General features: G+C 32.9%; 15 protein-coding genes. 7 read left to right on the top strand and 8 right to left on the bottom strand.

Annotated features, from left to right (window positions below; all coding sequences use genetic code 11):
• Nucleotides 1-2 precede the first annotated feature (2 nt).
• A complete protein-coding gene (locus QLQ96_RS16475) occupies nucleotides 3-2,063 on the bottom strand; it encodes a M1 family metallopeptidase (protein ID WP_482491839.1) in 2,061 nt (686 codons plus the stop codon).
• A gap of 95 nt (nucleotides 2,064-2,158) precedes the next feature.
• Between QLQ96_RS16475 and QLQ96_RS16470 the strand changes: the two genes are divergently transcribed.
• From QLQ96_RS16470 to QLQ96_RS16455, 4 genes are read left to right on the top strand one after another with little or no spacing between them, the layout of a single operon-like run.
• A complete protein-coding gene (locus QLQ96_RS16470; protein ID WP_482491837.1) occupies nucleotides 2,159-2,902 on the top strand; it encodes a Dph6-related ATP pyrophosphatase in 744 nt (247 codons plus the stop codon).
• On the top strand, nucleotides 2,903-3,283 hold the full coding sequence (locus QLQ96_RS16465) for a hypothetical protein (RefSeq protein ID WP_482491836.1): 381 nt from the start codon (nucleotides 2,903-2,905) through the stop codon (nucleotides 3,281-3,283).
• Between the two features lies 1 nt (nucleotide 3,284).
• Entirely contained in the window at nucleotides 3,285-3,479 is a 195-nt protein-coding gene (locus tag QLQ96_RS16460; RefSeq protein WP_482491835.1) for a hypothetical protein, read from the top strand.
• Nucleotides 3,431-3,787, top strand: coding sequence for a hypothetical protein (locus QLQ96_RS16455; RefSeq protein ID WP_482491833.1), 357 nt, complete (start codon nucleotides 3,431-3,433; stop codon nucleotides 3,785-3,787). The genes QLQ96_RS16460 and QLQ96_RS16455 overlap by 49 nt, the downstream gene beginning before the upstream one ends.
• 2 nt (nucleotides 3,788-3,789) lie before the next feature.
• Here QLQ96_RS16455 and QLQ96_RS16450 read toward each other — a convergent pair whose 3' ends face one another.
• From QLQ96_RS16450 to QLQ96_RS16435, 4 genes are all read right to left on the bottom strand, one after another.
• Nucleotides 3,790-4,191 (bottom strand): hypothetical protein, encoded by a 402-nt coding sequence (locus QLQ96_RS16450; RefSeq protein ID WP_482491831.1) that lies wholly within the window; start codon nucleotides 4,189-4,191, stop codon nucleotides 3,790-3,792.
• Nucleotides 4,191-4,730, bottom strand: a complete 540-nt coding sequence (locus tag QLQ96_RS16445; protein WP_482491830.1) for a DUF1697 domain-containing protein — start codon at nucleotides 4,728-4,730, stop codon at nucleotides 4,191-4,193. The genes QLQ96_RS16450 and QLQ96_RS16445 overlap by 1 nt, the downstream gene beginning before the upstream one ends.
• Before the next feature lie 33 nt (nucleotides 4,731-4,763).
• Nucleotides 4,764-6,539, bottom strand: a complete 1,776-nt coding sequence (locus QLQ96_RS16440; RefSeq protein WP_482491828.1) for a hypothetical protein — start codon at nucleotides 6,537-6,539, stop codon at nucleotides 4,764-4,766.
• A 127-nt stretch (nucleotides 6,540-6,666) separates the two neighbouring features.
• Nucleotides 6,667-7,086 (bottom strand): hypothetical protein, encoded by a 420-nt coding sequence (locus QLQ96_RS16435; RefSeq protein ID WP_482491826.1) that lies wholly within the window; start codon nucleotides 7,084-7,086, stop codon nucleotides 6,667-6,669.
• Between the two features lie 243 nt (nucleotides 7,087-7,329).
• On the opposite strand from QLQ96_RS16435, the gene recG reads away from it, so the two are divergent.
• On the top strand, nucleotides 7,330-9,438 hold the full coding sequence (gene recG, locus QLQ96_RS16430; protein ID WP_482491824.1) for an ATP-dependent DNA helicase RecG: 2,109 nt from the start codon (nucleotides 7,330-7,332) through the stop codon (nucleotides 9,436-9,438).
• Nucleotides 9,439-9,637: 199 nt separating this feature from the next.
• Here the strand turns inward: recG and QLQ96_RS16425 are convergent, their stop codons facing one another.
• From QLQ96_RS16425 to QLQ96_RS16415, 3 genes are all read right to left on the bottom strand, one after another.
• Entirely contained in the window at nucleotides 9,638-10,240 is a 603-nt protein-coding gene (locus tag QLQ96_RS16425) for a PAS domain-containing protein (protein ID WP_482491822.1), read from the bottom strand.
• Between the two features lie 75 nt (nucleotides 10,241-10,315).
• Nucleotides 10,316-11,170: a hypothetical protein gene (locus QLQ96_RS16420; RefSeq protein ID WP_482491821.1), complete on the bottom strand. Its 855-nt coding sequence runs from the start codon at nucleotides 11,168-11,170 to the stop codon at nucleotides 10,316-10,318.
• Between the two features lie 30 nt (nucleotides 11,171-11,200).
• On the bottom strand, nucleotides 11,201-11,800 hold the full coding sequence (locus QLQ96_RS16415; protein ID WP_482491819.1) for a DUF6436 domain-containing protein: 600 nt from the start codon (nucleotides 11,798-11,800) through the stop codon (nucleotides 11,201-11,203).
• A gap of 478 nt (nucleotides 11,801-12,278) precedes the next feature.
• Here QLQ96_RS16415 and QLQ96_RS16410 point away from each other — a divergent pair, with 478 nt between their 5' ends.
• Nucleotides 12,279-13,337: an efflux RND transporter periplasmic adaptor subunit gene (locus QLQ96_RS16410; protein WP_482491818.1), complete on the top strand. Its 1,059-nt coding sequence runs from the start codon at nucleotides 12,279-12,281 to the stop codon at nucleotides 13,335-13,337.
• 112 nt (nucleotides 13,338-13,449) lie between these two features.
• Nucleotides 13,450-16,548, top strand: coding sequence for an efflux RND transporter permease subunit (locus QLQ96_RS16405; RefSeq protein WP_482491817.1), 3,099 nt, complete (start codon nucleotides 13,450-13,452; stop codon nucleotides 16,546-16,548).
• Nucleotides 16,549-16,578 lie beyond the last annotated feature (30 nt).

The following is a 16,578-nucleotide window of genomic DNA, read 5'->3' as shown; positions in this document are numbered from 1 at the left end:
ATTTACTCTTTCAACAAACGATTCAATTGGAACTGTTCATCGGGGGTCAAATTAGGTAAAATTCTATTAAATGAAGCACGCATTTCAGAATTTTTTAGCAGAAGCCTAATAGTGTCTCTTCCAAATTTCGAAAACTGCCACATATGATGTGTTGTAGCACCAACTAAGTTACTCAAAACCTGATCGTTAATAATTTTAAAAGCAATTAACTTTTCTAATGCATTTTGTCGTGTTGTAGCTTCATATTTTGTAGACGAAAATGCAATCAGCTCATTTATCAAAGAATCTTGCTCATTGCTATAGTTTGGCGTAGATAAAGCAAGAGAAAGCCATAAAGTTCTAAGATTATAATCGTTGAAACCAATCCAGTTTTTAGATTTATCCAAATATTCTGTTCTATGATTTGGGAAATTTCGCCACAGCCAATAAAGTGCAATTTCTTGTGTCTGATACGATTTATCATCCAAAAGGGTTTCGTAATTTGTTCTAAAATCTTCAGGAATTTGCGTCAAAGATCCCGCCAAATTCTGACGCACTTTTATATTATTGGTTTGCATTGCCAAAAGTAAAAGAGACTTTTTATCTTCGTATTTTTCATTTTCTAATTGATCAACAACAGCTTCTTTTACAGATTGATACACGTCAGATTCTAAAGTATTTTTTAAAATATCTGCTTTATCTTTCAAAGGTATTTTTTTCAATTTATCAATTTCTAATCGCTTTTGAATGGTTTTGTTTTTACTCAACAATTCATTTGCAGTTGGCGTATCAAAAACAGTAGATTCCAGCCAGGTTTTCTGAAATTTATCCAAATCAAAATCAGAAACTTTTTTAATTTCATCGAAGAAATTCTGAGTGTTTACAGTTTGATAAGCATATTTATTCAAATAACTTTTAATTGCTTTTTTGAAGGCTTTATCTCCAATAGATTCATGTAAAACGAATAATGTCCAAGCTCCTTTTTCATAAAAAGTCAAAGAACTTGCTTTCGCATTTAAAACCGGAATAGCATCGGTTCGAGAAGCAAATTTGATTTGTTGCGCTGTGTCGTATAATTTTGAGTAAAAATAATCTTCGCCATAAATATCTTTTTCAGCAAGCAAAGCAAAGTAAGTAGCAAAACCTTCCTGAAGCCAATGATGCGTACTGCTCTCAGCTGTAATTAAATCTCCAAACCAATGGTGTGCCAATTCGTGCGCGTCAACATTAGTATAATTTCGATCGCAAAAACCTATTGAATCTACTACATAACGCGTTGCAAAAAGTGTCGAAGTCGTATTTTCCATTCCTGCATACAAAAAGTCTCTAACGGGAATTTGTCTGTTAATTTTCCAAGGATATTTTACTCCAATTTCTTTTTCAAGAAAATCAAAAATACGCTTTGAATAGCGGTAAGTTGGCTCAAAACGATCTGCATCTTTTGGTTCATAGTAATATTCTAAAGGAATTCGGCTTTTAGATTTAAATTCTTTTTTATCATATTTTCCAATCGCCAACATTAATAAATACGAACTCATTGGTTTTTCCATCTCATATTGCCAATGATTTAAATTTCCGTTGGCTGTTTTTTCATTTAAAACTCCATTCGAAACTACCTGATAATCTTTATCGTAAGTAATGCCTAAATTAAAAATCAATTTTTCATTTACATCATCAAAACTAGGAAACCAATTGCTGGTATATCTGCCCTGCCCCTGCGTCCAGATTTGTACTTCTTCATTCTCCATGTCAACAAAATACAAGGCTTGCTTTGGTTTTGCAGTGTAACTAAAACTCAAATGATTTTGTCCTATTTTAAAAGGGAAAACCAATTTTAATTCTTTGCTAGTATTGATGAACATGATTTCGTTTTCATCGATTTTCACCTTTGAAAATTCCATATTTTTAGCGTCAAGCAAAATAGTATCAGTATCTTGTAAAACCTCAAATTGAAAATCGACAGTTCCAGAAATCATTTTATCTTTCGAATTTAATGACAATTGTCCAGAAACAGATTTGAAATCGACGTATTTAGTTTGCTGTGCAAATAGAAAACTGGTGAAGAATAGAAAGATGTATTTCATTGAAACGAATTTGAAAGGCGAAATTCCAAAGTTACAAAGGTTTCCTTTACAAATAGAATGAAATTTGTAAGTTTACAATATAAAACTGCCAAATCGTGTCTACACCTCAAAAAGCCTTATTTAACTGGAGCAGCGGAAAAGATTCTGCTCTTGCTTTATATAAAACGCTACAAAATAAAGATTACCAAATTGAATGTTTACTGACGAGTGTGAACCAGCAATATCAGCGTATTTCAATGCACGGAATTAGAGTTGAGCTATTACAGGAACAAGCCAAAAACATCGGAATTCCGTTAAAAATTCTTGAAGTTCCAGAAATGCCAACGATGGAGGTGTATGAAAAAGTAATGACCGAAACTCTATCGGAACTAAAACAAAACGGAATAACACATTCTATTTTTGGAGATATATTTCTAGAAGATTTACGTCAGTATCGCGAAAATCAATTGGCTAAAATTGGGTTTAGTGGCGTTTTTCCGATTTGGAAAATTCCAACTCACGATTTAATTCAAGAATTTATTTCGTTAGGTTTTAAAACAATTGTGGTTTGTGTAAATGAAAAATATTTAGATAAAAGTTTTGTTGGAAGAGTTATCGATCAAGATTTTATAAATCATTTACCAGAAAACGTAGATGTTTGTGGTGAAAATGGTGAATTTCATACTTTTACTTTCGATGGACCAATATTCTCAAAACCAATTGATTTTGAAATTGGCGAAATTGTTTACCGAAAATATGAAAAACCAGAAAAGAAAGATTCAACCAACACAGCCTGCGATACAAATGATGAAACCGCTTTTGATTTTGGATTTTGGTATTGTGATTTAATTAAAAAATAAATGAAGTTTTTTTATAAATTTATTGTTCTGATTTTCATTTCTTTCGCTTTGCAAAGTTGTTTGGTTAGTCGTTGTAAAAGACCTCAAATTGCTGGCTATATTTACGATTCAGAAACGAAACAGCCAATTGAAAACTGCAACGTTGGTGAGACTTTAAGTCAGTCAAGTGGTTACTTTTCTTTGAACGAAAAAAGATATCGCCAATTTACTTTTTTCGGTTTTGAAGCGCCTATTTTAGCCGTAAATGAAACAATTAAAAAAAAAGGTTATGAATCTCAAAATATTCAATTTATACAGCCTCATGGCGGCGGTCTGAAAAAAGGAGCTTTTCATAATGCAGACACAATTTACATCAAGAAAAATATTTTAAAAACAAATTGATATGGATTTAAAAGAAAAAGATGAAGTAAAAAAAGTAGTATTCTTTTTGAAAGAAATTGGCATTGAAATTATTGAAAAAGAACTCAAAGAAACCTTTTTACCAGGCTTAGAATTAGGGCCTGATTGCATTTATATTGATTATGAGAATTGCTTTATCCTGGTGATATTTTACATGAAGCTGGACATCTTGCTGTAACAATTCCTTCTGAAAGAAAATTGGTTGGTTCGACACAAATTTCTAAAGATTGGCCAACTCAAGGAGACGAAATTGCAGCTATTTTATGGTCATACGCCGCGCTTCATCATTTACATTTTCCTGCTGAGTTTGTATTTCACCCAAATGGATATAAAGGTAATTCTGATTGGTTTATTTCGAATTTTGAATCTGCAAATTATATGGGATTACCTCTTCTGGAGTGGATGGGATTGTGTCTTGGAAATGAAAAAGCCGAAAAAGAAAATAAATCTCCTTTTCCGGCTATGCAGAAATGGCTTCGTGAATAATCTTAAGTAGATTCGTCAAGCCAAGTTTTTAGAAACCACTTATTATCTTTTAATTCAAAGACATAATCAATATAAATTCCACTATCAAGTCCTCTTTCTTGAAGCGTGACTTTATTTTTCTTTACAACTAATGTGCGCTTCAAATATTTCTCATCAGACTTTTTGTTCAAATTAAGAAGTTTATACTTTTCTTTTGTCATGGTATAATCCGTTAATTCTAAATCATCATTGTTCATTCTGTATTTTAAAGGAAAAATAACTCTGGCGACTTGAAATTTCTGATCTTCATTGAATTTCTTAAAAAAGACATTAAAATCTTCTGGAGCTTGCTTTGTATTCTGAGCGTAAACTGTAGAGCTTAAACTCATTACAAAAACAAAAACTATAAAAAAATACTTTTTCATTATTCTTCATACATTTTAAGCAAGTTCGTTACCGTGTTCCAGTTTCGAATTGTTGCGGTTACATTTAATTTTTTTTCGATATATTTTTGATCAAATCGTGTTTTTCCAGCGCCAACGGCATATTTAATGAAAATTCTGTTTTCATCAATACTAGCTTCATCAGGTTTAAACTGAGAAATTTTCAAATCATTGATGTTTTCCTTTTTTAAAACCGTTGAAACGAAAGCAACATAAAGCTTTTTCGTATCAATATCTTTCTCCTTAAAAAACTGATTATTAGCAAAACAAGATTGCAGATTTTCTTTGGTAATCATTACGACAGGAACTTCATGACCGAAAACTTTAAAAATTTCCTGTTTGATCATAAAACCAACTTTTGAAGCTTCTTCTTCACTATCTACAAAGACATTTCCAGATTGCAAATACGTTCGAACATTCTGAAAACCAAGATTCTCAAGCATTGCTTTCAAAGCTTCCATTTTCATCATATTATGCCCAGAAACGTTGATTCCGCGTAAAAGCGCTAAATGTGTTTTCATTATTTTTTAATTTAAATTCAAAGATAAAAAAAACTATTCATCATCTTCTTCGCTAATTTCAATATCAAACTTTACTAAGAAATCATTGAACTTTTGCTTATATTTTTTTTGGGCTTGGGCCACAATTTCGTCTGCTTCTTCGTTAGATTCTATTGCATCGAGATTAAATTCTTCCTTAACCCAATCATGAAACTCTTGCAAGTTTTCACTTTCTTCGTAATATTCCTCGTCTTTATAGAAATAAGCTTTATCAAAATCGACTGATATTTCTGTGTTTAAAGTTAGAAGCTGAATCAATTTTTGAGTGTTTTCTGCCACAATATGAATTCCGCCTTCGTCGCCAAAAACTACAATTGGACAATTATTTAAATTCTCATCAATAAGCCAATAAGCATACGAACTTCCTGAGCCGTTCGCACCTGCAAATTCGATAAAACTGTTATAAAATTCTTCTTCCTCAGACCATGTTTTTATTCCCGTTTTATCATCTGTAATCGTAAGTCCAAAACATTCAGAATAAGATTCCGCGCCATATTCCTGCTCAAATTCATGTAATTTCACTAAATCCGCTGGCACTTTATAATCACCAAATTGAACTGCAAATTCTTCTAATGAAAAACTGCTGTCATAATCAGAATATTCTCTTTCATCGTCATCATCATTTTCTTCTTTTTCAACAACTTCAGCAGTCAACATTTCGAAAGTTTCTATCGCAGCCTTTTTTACACAGAAAAGCTCAATTCCTGGAGCATTTTCATCATTCATCCATTGATATTTTGGATCTCCGTCTTCATTCAAATATTCTAAAATAAGCAGAATATCTTCATCTTCATGACACCATAAAGCGCGCATTCTAATGCTAAAACCATTCGAAATTTCCTGAGAAATTTGGCTGTATTTCTTTCCTTCATAATCAAAAGGAATAAACAAATAAGTTGTTCCTGAAATGTGTCTAACGATTTTTTCGTTCTCTTTTAATTCCTCATTTTCAGAGAGAACTTCAACCATATTGATAAACTGATTACGAAAATCGGCATAAGAATATTTCTCTTTTTTATCGTAATCTAAAATTGAAAGTCCTTCTTTAAAAACATCTAAATAATTGTTGCCTAATATTTCACTTCCATAACTTGAAAATTCTATAAAAGCATCATCTACAATATCAGAAAGTTTATGCGTTGAAGGCAAATAATTTTCTACGGTTATAACAGATCCGTCAGTATCTTGAACATTGCTGCAAATTAAAATATCGGGTCTGCCGGCACTTATAATTGCCTGAATATCTGTAAAACGTTCAAAATGAAACAACATATCATCCGTATAAATCAGCCATGCAACAAGATCGCCTTTGACAAAAAGTTCGCCGTGATTGTATTCTCCGACTAATGAATCGCACTGCAAACCTCCGCCCAAATAATGAACGCTTCCGAACAAATTAATATTGACTGTCGTAGTTTTTCCTAAAACAATTAAAGCAGGAGAATTATCAGTATCATAAGAACTGATAAGCTTTGTAACCGTTAGATTTCCTTTAAAAATAAATCCTAAAATAAAAACATCTGGATGTTCTTCTGTACTGAAATCCATTTCGAATAGATCCATTTCTACATCATCTTCAGCTAATAGAAATATCGGGTTTTCTTCGTAATCAGGAAAACGCCAAGTGTCTTCAAAAACATTATAAATTTTATTATTGTTGAAATCGGTAAGATCTCCAATAATAGTGTGCGCATCATGTCGGTTAATTACTTTGAATGTAATGCCAGAAAACACCATAGTTTCAAAAGGAACTTTTTCTTCTTTAATCATAATTTGAGGCTTATAATTTAAACAAATCTAGCAATTATCTTTTTTTATTAAAATTTTACTCAAGATAAAAACAAAAAAACTCCGCTAGTTTCCCAACGGAGTTTTACAAATTTTACATATTACAAGTTTAGTCTGCTTTCTTATAGACGAAACCAGCATCGCATGCACGAGCATCATCTGCCAAATATCCTAAGTTGTCCAGAGTAAAGCTTTCTATCAAACCTCCTGTACAATTGGAAATGAATGAATTATCCTTTTTCTCTTTATAAGTTAATACAAAACATGTCTTATTTTCTATGGCTATAATCTCAAAAGTTCCTGTCATGGTTACATTGATATTTTCATACTTTCTAGTTTTTGAAAATGTATTATCTTTATTAAATACATAAGAATATTGATTTGAAGAGGGATCATTTGCAAACTTTGGTTCAGCATACTGCACCCATGTTCCGTAATAATCTGTGACAACATAACTTTCCTTATCATCATCGTCAGAACAAGAAACAAGAGAAACAAGCATTACAATTAAAAGTCCAATTTTTTTCATTTTTAAAGTTTTTGATGGTTAACTATTAATAAGACTTTCCTTGTTTAAAATAGTTGCGTCTTTCTTTTGCAACTTAACGATAACTTAATATTCAAAGACTTGAAAACGACAATTCATTTTCAAAATTCCTAATTAAAATCTATCTTCGCTTTTCTAAAGAAAAAAGAAGAAAGAAGAAAGATAACGAGATTGTAATTGATCTTTTTTCTTGCTTCTTTCTTCTCAAAAAATCTAAATCTTCGAATGTCTAATAATCTTCTAGAAACCCCAATTGAATACTTAAAAGGCGTTGGTCCGAGTCGCGGCCAGTTGCTTCGTAAGGAATTGGGCATTCACAAATATGGAGATTTAGTCAATCTTTTTCCAAATCGATATATTGACAGAACGCGTTATTACAAGATTAACGAATTGCAGAATACAGGTTCTGAAGTTCAAATTATTGGAAAAATAATTCACATTAAAACGGTTGAATTTGCCAAAAACAAAAAGCGTCTTGTAGCAAGTTTTGTTGACGATACAGGGCAAATCGATTTAAACTGGTTTCAAGGTCACAAATGGATTCGCGAAAGTTTGAAATTGAATGAAACTATAGTGATTTTTGGAAAATGTTCTCTTTATGGAAGCCAATTTAGCATGGCGCATCCCGAAATTGAATTGTTAAGCGAGCACGAAAAAAGTTTGCGTTCGGCGATGCAACCTGTTTATCCTTCGACGGAAGCTTTATCCAATAAAGGAATTTCGAACCGAACGATTAATAAATTGATGGAACAGCTTTTTCTGGAAACACAAGCATTGTTTACAGAAACATTTCCTCCTTTTTTAATTGAAGAATTAAAACTGATTCCGAAAAGAGCAGCATTATTTAATATTCATTTTCCGAAAAGTGCTGAGATTTTAGCGAAAGCGCAATTTAGACTGAAATTTGAAGAGTTGTTCTTTATTCAGTTGCAATTAATTACAAAGAATCTCATTCGAAAACATAAAATAAAAGGACATCCATTTGATAAAGTGGGCGAACTTTTTAATGAATTTTATAAAAATCATCTTCCTTTTGATTTAACGAATGCTCAGAAAAGAGTAATCAAAGAAATCAGAACAGATATGGGGAGCAACGCTCAAATGAATCGTTTGCTTCAAGGTGATGTGGGTTCTGGAAAAACGATTGTTGCTTTTATGAGCATGCTTTTGGCAATTGACAATGGTTTTCAGGCTTGTTTGATGGCGCCAACGGAAATCTTGGCCAATCAGCATTTTCTTGGTTTATCGGAATTTGCTAAAACGCTTAATATCAACATTCGAATTTTAACGGGTTCTACTAAAACTTCTGAAAGAAAAATTATTCATAAAGAATTAGTTAGCGGTGAACTTAAAATCCTGATTGGAACTCATGCTTTGTTGGAAGACAAGGTGCAATTTCAGAATTTAGGTTTGGCTGTAATTGATGAGCAGCATCGTTTTGGTGTGGAGCAAAGATCTAAATTATGGAAGAAAAATAAAATTCCGCCACACGTTTTGGTCATGACCGCTACTCCTATTCCAAGAACTTTGGCTATGAGTTTGTATGGCGATTTGGATATTTCTGTTATTGACGAATTGCCTCCTGGAAGAAAACCAATTCAGACTGTACATCGCTACGATTCCAATCGTTTGAAAGTGTGGAAGTTTCTTCGTGATGAAATTGCAAAAGGAAGACAAATTTATATTGTGTATCCGCTAATTCAGGAATCTGAAAAAATGGATTATAAGGATTTAATGGATGGTTACGAAAGTATTTCTCGTGATTTTCCTCTTCCGCAATATTCTATTTCTATTCTTCACGGGAAAATGAAACCAGCTGATAAAGATTCTGAAATGAAACGTTTCTCAGAAGGAAAAACCGATATTATGGTGGCTACAACCGTGATTGAAGTTGGAGTAAACGTTCCAAATGCCAGTGTAATGATTATAGAAAGCGCTGAAAGATTTGGGCTTTCGCAATTGCATCAGCTGCGCGGACGTGTTGGTCGTGGTGCCGAACAGAGTTATTGCATCTTAATGACAGGACATAAATTAAGTTCTGACAGTAAAACCAGAATGGAAACGATGGTTCAAACCAATGACGGTTTTGAAATTGCCGAAGTAGATTTAAAACTTCGCGGTCCCGGTGATTTAATGGGAACGCAGCAAAGTGGTGTTTTGAATCTGCAGATTGCTGATATCGTAAAAGATCGAGATATTCTCTCTTTGGCTCGAAATTATGCCATGAAAATCTTAAAAGAGGATTCTGCACTTCAAAAACCTGAAAATGCTATTCTTAGAGCGATTTTCATCGAAATGACTAAGAAGAAAAATATTTGGAATTATATTAGTTAAGGTTCTGAGATGCTAAGATTCTGAGATGCTAAGTTTTTTTTTTAGATTCAGAGGTTATTAGTGAGCCTTGAAACTTGAAACTTGAAACAAAAAAACATATACTCCATTGCATTCTATTGTATTCATTTGATTTAGTTTGATGGGGGATCAAATTTAAGTTGAATGTTGTATTAGACACAATGAAGTATATTGTTAGTTATTATTTTTTAGGCTCATTTTTCTTTTCAAAAAGTCCGCTAAACAAGCCTTTGCTTACTTTGTTTTTATCGTCTTTTCCAGTTGCAATCATATAATCGATATATTCCATGTACGTTTTTTTTCTTTCTTCTAGAAAACCTACTAGATATTCTTCAGAAGCGTGCATGCCGCTAGTTTCTTCAATTTGCAGAAGCTTCTTGTACAAAGGCTCAATAAACTTGACGATAATTTCGTTTGGAACCGATTTTCGGGTGCAAAAGAAACCTACAATCTCACCATCTGTATCTGCAACGATTTTAAAATCGGTTACAACCCAGTAATAACGACCCGTTTTTGCCATGTTTTTTATGATAACATGAATGTTTTCGCTGGATTTTATACTGTCCCATAAGAATTTAAAAATCACTTTTGGCATGTCTGGATGTCGAACTAAATTATGAGGCTGACCGACAAGCTCAAATTCATCATAACCAGAAACATCTATAAAGTCTTCGTTCGCATATAAAATGGTTCCTTTTTTATCAGTTTTACTAAGCAATATTTTATTCTTATTCCAGTCTACTTCTCTGTCAGAAGGTGTTGGACGGTGCAATTTCGCATCCATAAATTTTACATTTAAATTAATTTAAAAAAATTAATATTTTTTGGAAGTTGGCTCCGATTACTCGGAAAACAAAATTTAATTTCTGCTATTTGTCGATTTTACATGAATATCATTAACTAAATCGTCAATTTTCTTAGCGCTTTCTCTCATCATTTCAAGATAAGTAAGCAATTTATCGTTATCTGTATGCCCTTTTGAAACATCAATAAGTTTTAAAACCGAATTTACTGGCAATTTTAAATCTAAAGTTGTTCTATGAATGAAATCATTGTAATCTTTTGTAGCCGACATTGAACTGTATTTTGCCGAAGCCAATTTCATGTTTTCTAATTCATATTCGTCTGAAATTTTTGAAATGTGGTTTTCGCTATGTTCTTTAAAATAGTACGCCCAATAGCCATTCATTAAAAATACTACTGCAGCCAAAACGGTATGGATAATTAGCGTTTCCAAATCAAAATTTACCTGCGAGAAATAAACCTGAAGTCCGTTGGCATCATTGTAAATGAAATTTTGAAGATAAGCCAAACCAGCGTGATGAAGCACAACCAATAAAGTTAGCGGAATTTGAAGCTTCCAATTCTGATAAATAATCAAAATCGTACTGGCAATGAATACCGTAAAATGCATTTCAAACATTCCATGCATTTGATAAATGTACTGCGCCATGAAAATAGCCAGAACAACTGATAAAACGTATTGGTAAAATTTAGAGTTTTTCATGAAAAATTTAGCCGAATAATAAGCCAAAAGATTCAATGTCCCGACACCAACACCAATTTCGAAAGTATCATATTTAAAAGAAAGACCGATACCAAGCAGAAAATATACTGCAAGTACATAATTAATAATAGTATCTGATTTTTGTGTCATTGTAGACATAAAATTGTGCAGATAATCTTGTTCGTTTAAGCTAGCTTTTGCTTTCATAGGTTTTTAGATTTAGGTTTTTGGAAATAGTTATTTAGTACATTTTGGTAATGAACATCCGTAGGCTTTAAGGGCTAAAGCGTTGTAAGCAGGGTTTTCTTTTTGACTAAGAAGAGAATCAATCGCCATTTGAGCATAATTGCTTTCGGCATCTGTGCAATATCTGGTTTTATTGTAATTGCCTCTGTAATACAAATTATGCGACTGATCTAACAGAACTGCCTGAGGAGTTGAGAAAACACCACATTTTTTAGCAATTGCTTCGTCAAAATAAACAGGGATTTTGGCATCAAACTTTTGCTGAATTTCATCAATAGTAAAATTTTTCTGTTTGTTTAAAACGACAATTTTAAAATTAATCTGGTCTCCATATTTTTTAATCAAACCGCTAACATGAGGCACGTTGAATCGAGAACAAGGACATTCGGGATTAAAAAAATGAACAAAAATAGGTTTGTTGTCAAATGCGCAGCACGGACCAAGTTCAATCTTGGATCCCATTGCAATCGCGTGGTAATTCTTTGGAATTGGAGTTGGAAGACTGTATTTAAATTCATTCTGCCAAAATAAATAACCAATTGCAACAAGTAAAAATGTGAACCATAAAGTTAGAAGTATTTTTTTCTTCATAAATCATTTTTTAATATTATTTAGATACAAAAAGAATAAACATTTGTTAATACTATTTCTCACTCACTTTAGTAGAAACTCAAAAAAAATAACTTCTATTTACATATTTTAACATTAAAACCAAACAATTCTTATAGCTTTCAGTTAAAATCTCATAATTTTGTTTAACATACCAATGTTACAAATAAAATCGATAAAGTGCAAAAAAAATCAGACAAATTGAAAAAAAATTCTCTTATACTAGAAACAACGCGCGTTTATAAAAGTCTCAGGATACACTTTTTAAATTAACTCTATTTATTTTCTTTTAAAAAATTTAATCTTCAATTAAACCTTTTTGCACGGTTTTAGTCTAAATGCAAACCATTGTCATACAAATGTTAAATAAACGCTAACAGCTTTCGATTTCGCAACAAAAAGTTAAATTTGTGAGCTTACTAAAAACAGAAAACTACATACCTATATTCACCTCAATTTTATGAAAGTAAAACACCTCATTTACACCCTTTTAATTATTACAATTGGTGGCTTTGTGACCTACAGAATTATATCAAACAAGGGCAAAAACGAAGACTCTAAAAAGTTTAATGATAAAAAATCTCCAACAACTGTTAATGGAATCGTAATAAAAACTGCCACTTTTGACAATAATTTAGCATTATCAGGATCTATTGAAGCAAATGAGCAAGTTGAAATTCATAGTGAGGTTTCTGGAATTGTGGAAGGAATATTTTTTAATGAAGGAAGCAATGTAACTAAAGGTCAAATTCTTCTTAAAGTTAATGATATTGAACTAAAAGCACAATTAAGACAAGCTGTAACCAGAGAAGGTTTGGCTGCAGAAAACGAAAGAAGAGCAAAATTACTATTACAAAAAGAAGCCATCAGTCAAGAAGAAGCAGATGTTGCAAAAGCTGATCTTGCTTCTGCACAGGCTCAAAGTCAATTGATAAGAGCACAAATCTCTAAAACTTCTGTTAGAGCGCCTTTTTCAGGAAAAATCGGTTTGCGTTCTATCTCACCTGGAACTTATATTACACCAACTGTTTTAGTTGCAAAATTGGTTAATACTAGCAAATTAAAAATTACTTTCTCTATTCCAGAAAAATACGCTTCGGAAGTACGATCTGGATCTGTAATCGATTTTAAAGTTTCTGGTTCAGACAAAACTTATAATGCGAAAATTTATGCAATCGAACCAGAAGTCGCTGTTGCTACGCGTACACTTCAAATTCGTGCTCTTGCAGATAATAATGACGGAAAACTTTTCCCTGGAACTTTCGCTGACATCAAATTGCCTTTAAATATTATTAAAGATGCTATAGTAGTTCCTTCTCAAGCTATTGTGCCAATTCAAGACGGTAAAAAAGTATATGTTGCCAATAATGGTCAAGCGAAAGAAGTAATGGTTGATGCAACAACTAGAACAGATTCTTCAATTTTAATTTTAGCTGGATTAAAACCTGGAGATACTTTAATTACAAGTGGCGTGATGTCTTTAAAAGACGAAGCTCCAATTAAAGTTAAAGTTAAATAGTCCTAAAGCCAAAAGTCTTAAAGTCAAAAGTCGCAAGACTTGAATAATAGATTAAAGATGATGCGATTTAGCAATGAATCAGAAATCTGAAATCTAAAATCTAAAATTACAAATGAGTTTATCAACTACAAGTATAAAAAGACCTGTTTTAACTATAGTACTGAATCTATTAATTATTCTATTCGGTTTTATTGGTTATACTTTTTTGGGTGTTAGGGAATTTCCTTCTATTGACCCTGCGCAGGTTTCTATTCGTACCAATTATACGGGTGCAAATGCCGACATTATTGAATCGCAAATCACCGAACCTCTTGAAAAAGCAGTAAATGCAATTGACGGAATTAGAAATATTACATCGTCTAGTAACCAAGGAAGCAGTAACATCACGATAGAGTTTAATCTGGATAAAGATCTTGAAGAAGCGGCAAATGACGTTCGTGATAAAGTTTCGCAAGCCATCAGAAATCTTCCGCAAGATATTGATGCACCACCAGTTGTATCAAAAGCAGATGCTGATAGTGATGCCATTATTTCGATGACTGTTCAAAGTGACTCTAGAAATTCTTTAGAATTAAGTGATTACGCAGAAAATGTTATTTCTCAGCGTTTAGAAACTATTCCAGGAGTGAGTGGTGTTCAAATTTGGGGACAAAAACGTTACGCAATGCGTTTATGGATTGACCCTGTAAAACTGACTGCTTACGGCTGTACAGTATCTGATGTCCGTACTGCGTTAAATGCACAGAATGTTGAGCTTCCATCAGGAAAATTAACTGGTAATAATACCGAACTTACGGTAAAAACTCTTGGGAATCTTTCTAAAGCAGAAGAATTTAACAATATTATTATTCGAACAGACGGAGATAAAATTGTTCGTTTAAGCGATATTGGGGGCGCTGAATTAGGACCAGAAAACATCGAAACAAAGTTAAGTCAATCTGGTCTGCCAATGATCGGTTTAGCGATCGTACCGATGCCTGGAGCAAACTACTTAGATATTTCTAAAGAGTTTTATAAAAAATATGAAGCTCTAAAAAAAGATCTTCCAAAAGATATCAAATTAAATATTGCGCTTGATAACACCATTTTCGTAAAGAAATCGGTATTAGAAGTTGCGGAAACCTTAGGGATTTCGGTTATTCTGGTAATCATTATTATTTATCTTTTCTTTAGAGACTGGGCGATTGCTTTCAGACCTTTAATTGATATTCCAGTTTCCTTAATTGCTACGTTCTTTATTATGTGGCTGTTCGGTTTCTCAATCAACGTATTAACTTTATTGGCAATTGTACTGGCAACGGGACTTGTAGTAGATGACGGTATTGTTGTAACCGAAAATATCTTCAAAAAAGTAGAAGAAGGAATGTCGCCAATTGAAGCCGCTATTAAAGGATCTAATGAAATTTTCTATGCCGTAATTTCGATTTCGGTAACCTTGGCAGCGGTATTTTTACCAGTAATTTTCCTTGAAGGTTTCGTTGGACGATTATTTAGGGAATTTGGAGTTGTAATTGGTGCCGCGGTATTAATTTCTGCTTTCGTTTCTCTGACTTTAACGCCAATGTTGAATGCTTATTTAATGAAAGGCGGAGAACAGAAAAAATCAAAATTCTATATTAAAACAGAACCATTTTTTGAAAAAATGAACAGCAGTTACGCTGAATTACTTTCAAAATTTATGGAAAGAAAATGGATCAGCTTCCCTATTCTTATTGCTTGTTTCGGATTGATTTATCTTTTCTTTACAATACTTCCAAAAGAAACAGCGCCTTACGATGACAGAAGTTCTGTAACCATGCGTATGACAACTCCTGAAGGATCATCATACGAATACACAGACCGATTTATGCAGGAAATTTCAAAATTAGTTGATGATTCGATTCCTGAGAAAAAAGTAAGTTTAGTTATAACAGCGCCAGGTTTTGGAGCTTCAGCAACAAACACAGGATTTATCAGGCTTTCATTAAAAGAACCTGACGAAAGAACGGTGTCTCAAAAAGATATTGCCGATAAATTAACAAAATGGACCAAAAAATATCCTGATGCTAAAACTGCTGTAATTCAACAGCCTACAATTGCTGTTAACAGACGAGGAGGTCTACCAATTCAGTACATTATTCAGGCTCCTAATTTTGATAAATTGAGAGAAAAAATTCCTCTTTTTATGAATGAGGTTAACAAAAGTGATGTGTTTTCTACAACAGATGTCAATTTAAAATTCAACAAACCTGAAATCAACGTTACAATTGATCGTGAAAAAGCAGAAAGTTTAGGAATTTCAATTATTGATATTGCTCAAACTTTACAGCTTTCTTTGAGCGGACAACGTTTTGGATATTTCATTAGAAACGGAAAACAATATCAAGTAATTGGACAATTTGACCAAAAAGACAGATCTAAACCTCTGGATTTGACTTCTATGTTTGTAAAAAACAGAAACGGAGAATTAATTCAAATGGATAATGTTGTGCAAGTTTACGAGCAAAGTAATCCACCCCAATTGTTTCACAACAACCGTTATATGTCAGCAACGGTTTCTGCTGGTTTAGCTCCAGGAAAAAGTATCAGCGATGGTATCCAGGAAATGGATAAAATTAAAGCTAAAGTTTTGGATGAAAGTTTCACAACCGATTTAAGTGGAGAATCACGAGATTTTGTAGAAAGCAGCTCTAATACTTCTTTCGCTTTCGGGTTGGCTTTATTGTTAATTTTCTTAATTCTAGCAGCGCAATTTGAAAGTTTTATTGACCCGTTTATTATCATTTTAACGGTTCCGATGGCGGTTGCGGGAGCTTTATTCTCATTGTGGTTATTCAATCAGACGTGGAATATTTTTAGCCAGATTGGTACGGTAATGTTAATTGGTCTGGTAACCAAAAACGGTATTTTGATTGTAGAATTTGCTAATCAGTTACGAGAACAAGGAAAGCCGAAACTAGAAGCTATTTTAGAAGCTTCAGAAGCACGTTTGCGTCCAATTTTAATGACGAGTTTAGCTATTGCATTAGGAGCGCTTCCAATTGCAATGTCACTTGGAGCTGCGTCTACGAGTAGAATTGGTATGGGAGTTGTAATTGTGGGTGGAACTATTTTCTCATTGGCTTTAACGCTTTTTGTAATTCCTGCGATTTATTTGATGTGGTCTAAAGCCAGAAAACATTATCCTGAGTTTGACCACATTGACGAATACGAAAGAGACAGCATTAAATAGAAACCAAAAACCAGATTTTTGGTTAAAGAA

The organism is Flavobacterium sp. B167r, assembly GCF_056824315.1.
Note: the sequence above shows the minus strand (reverse complement) of the source record. Positions and strands in the feature narration are given on the sequence as shown.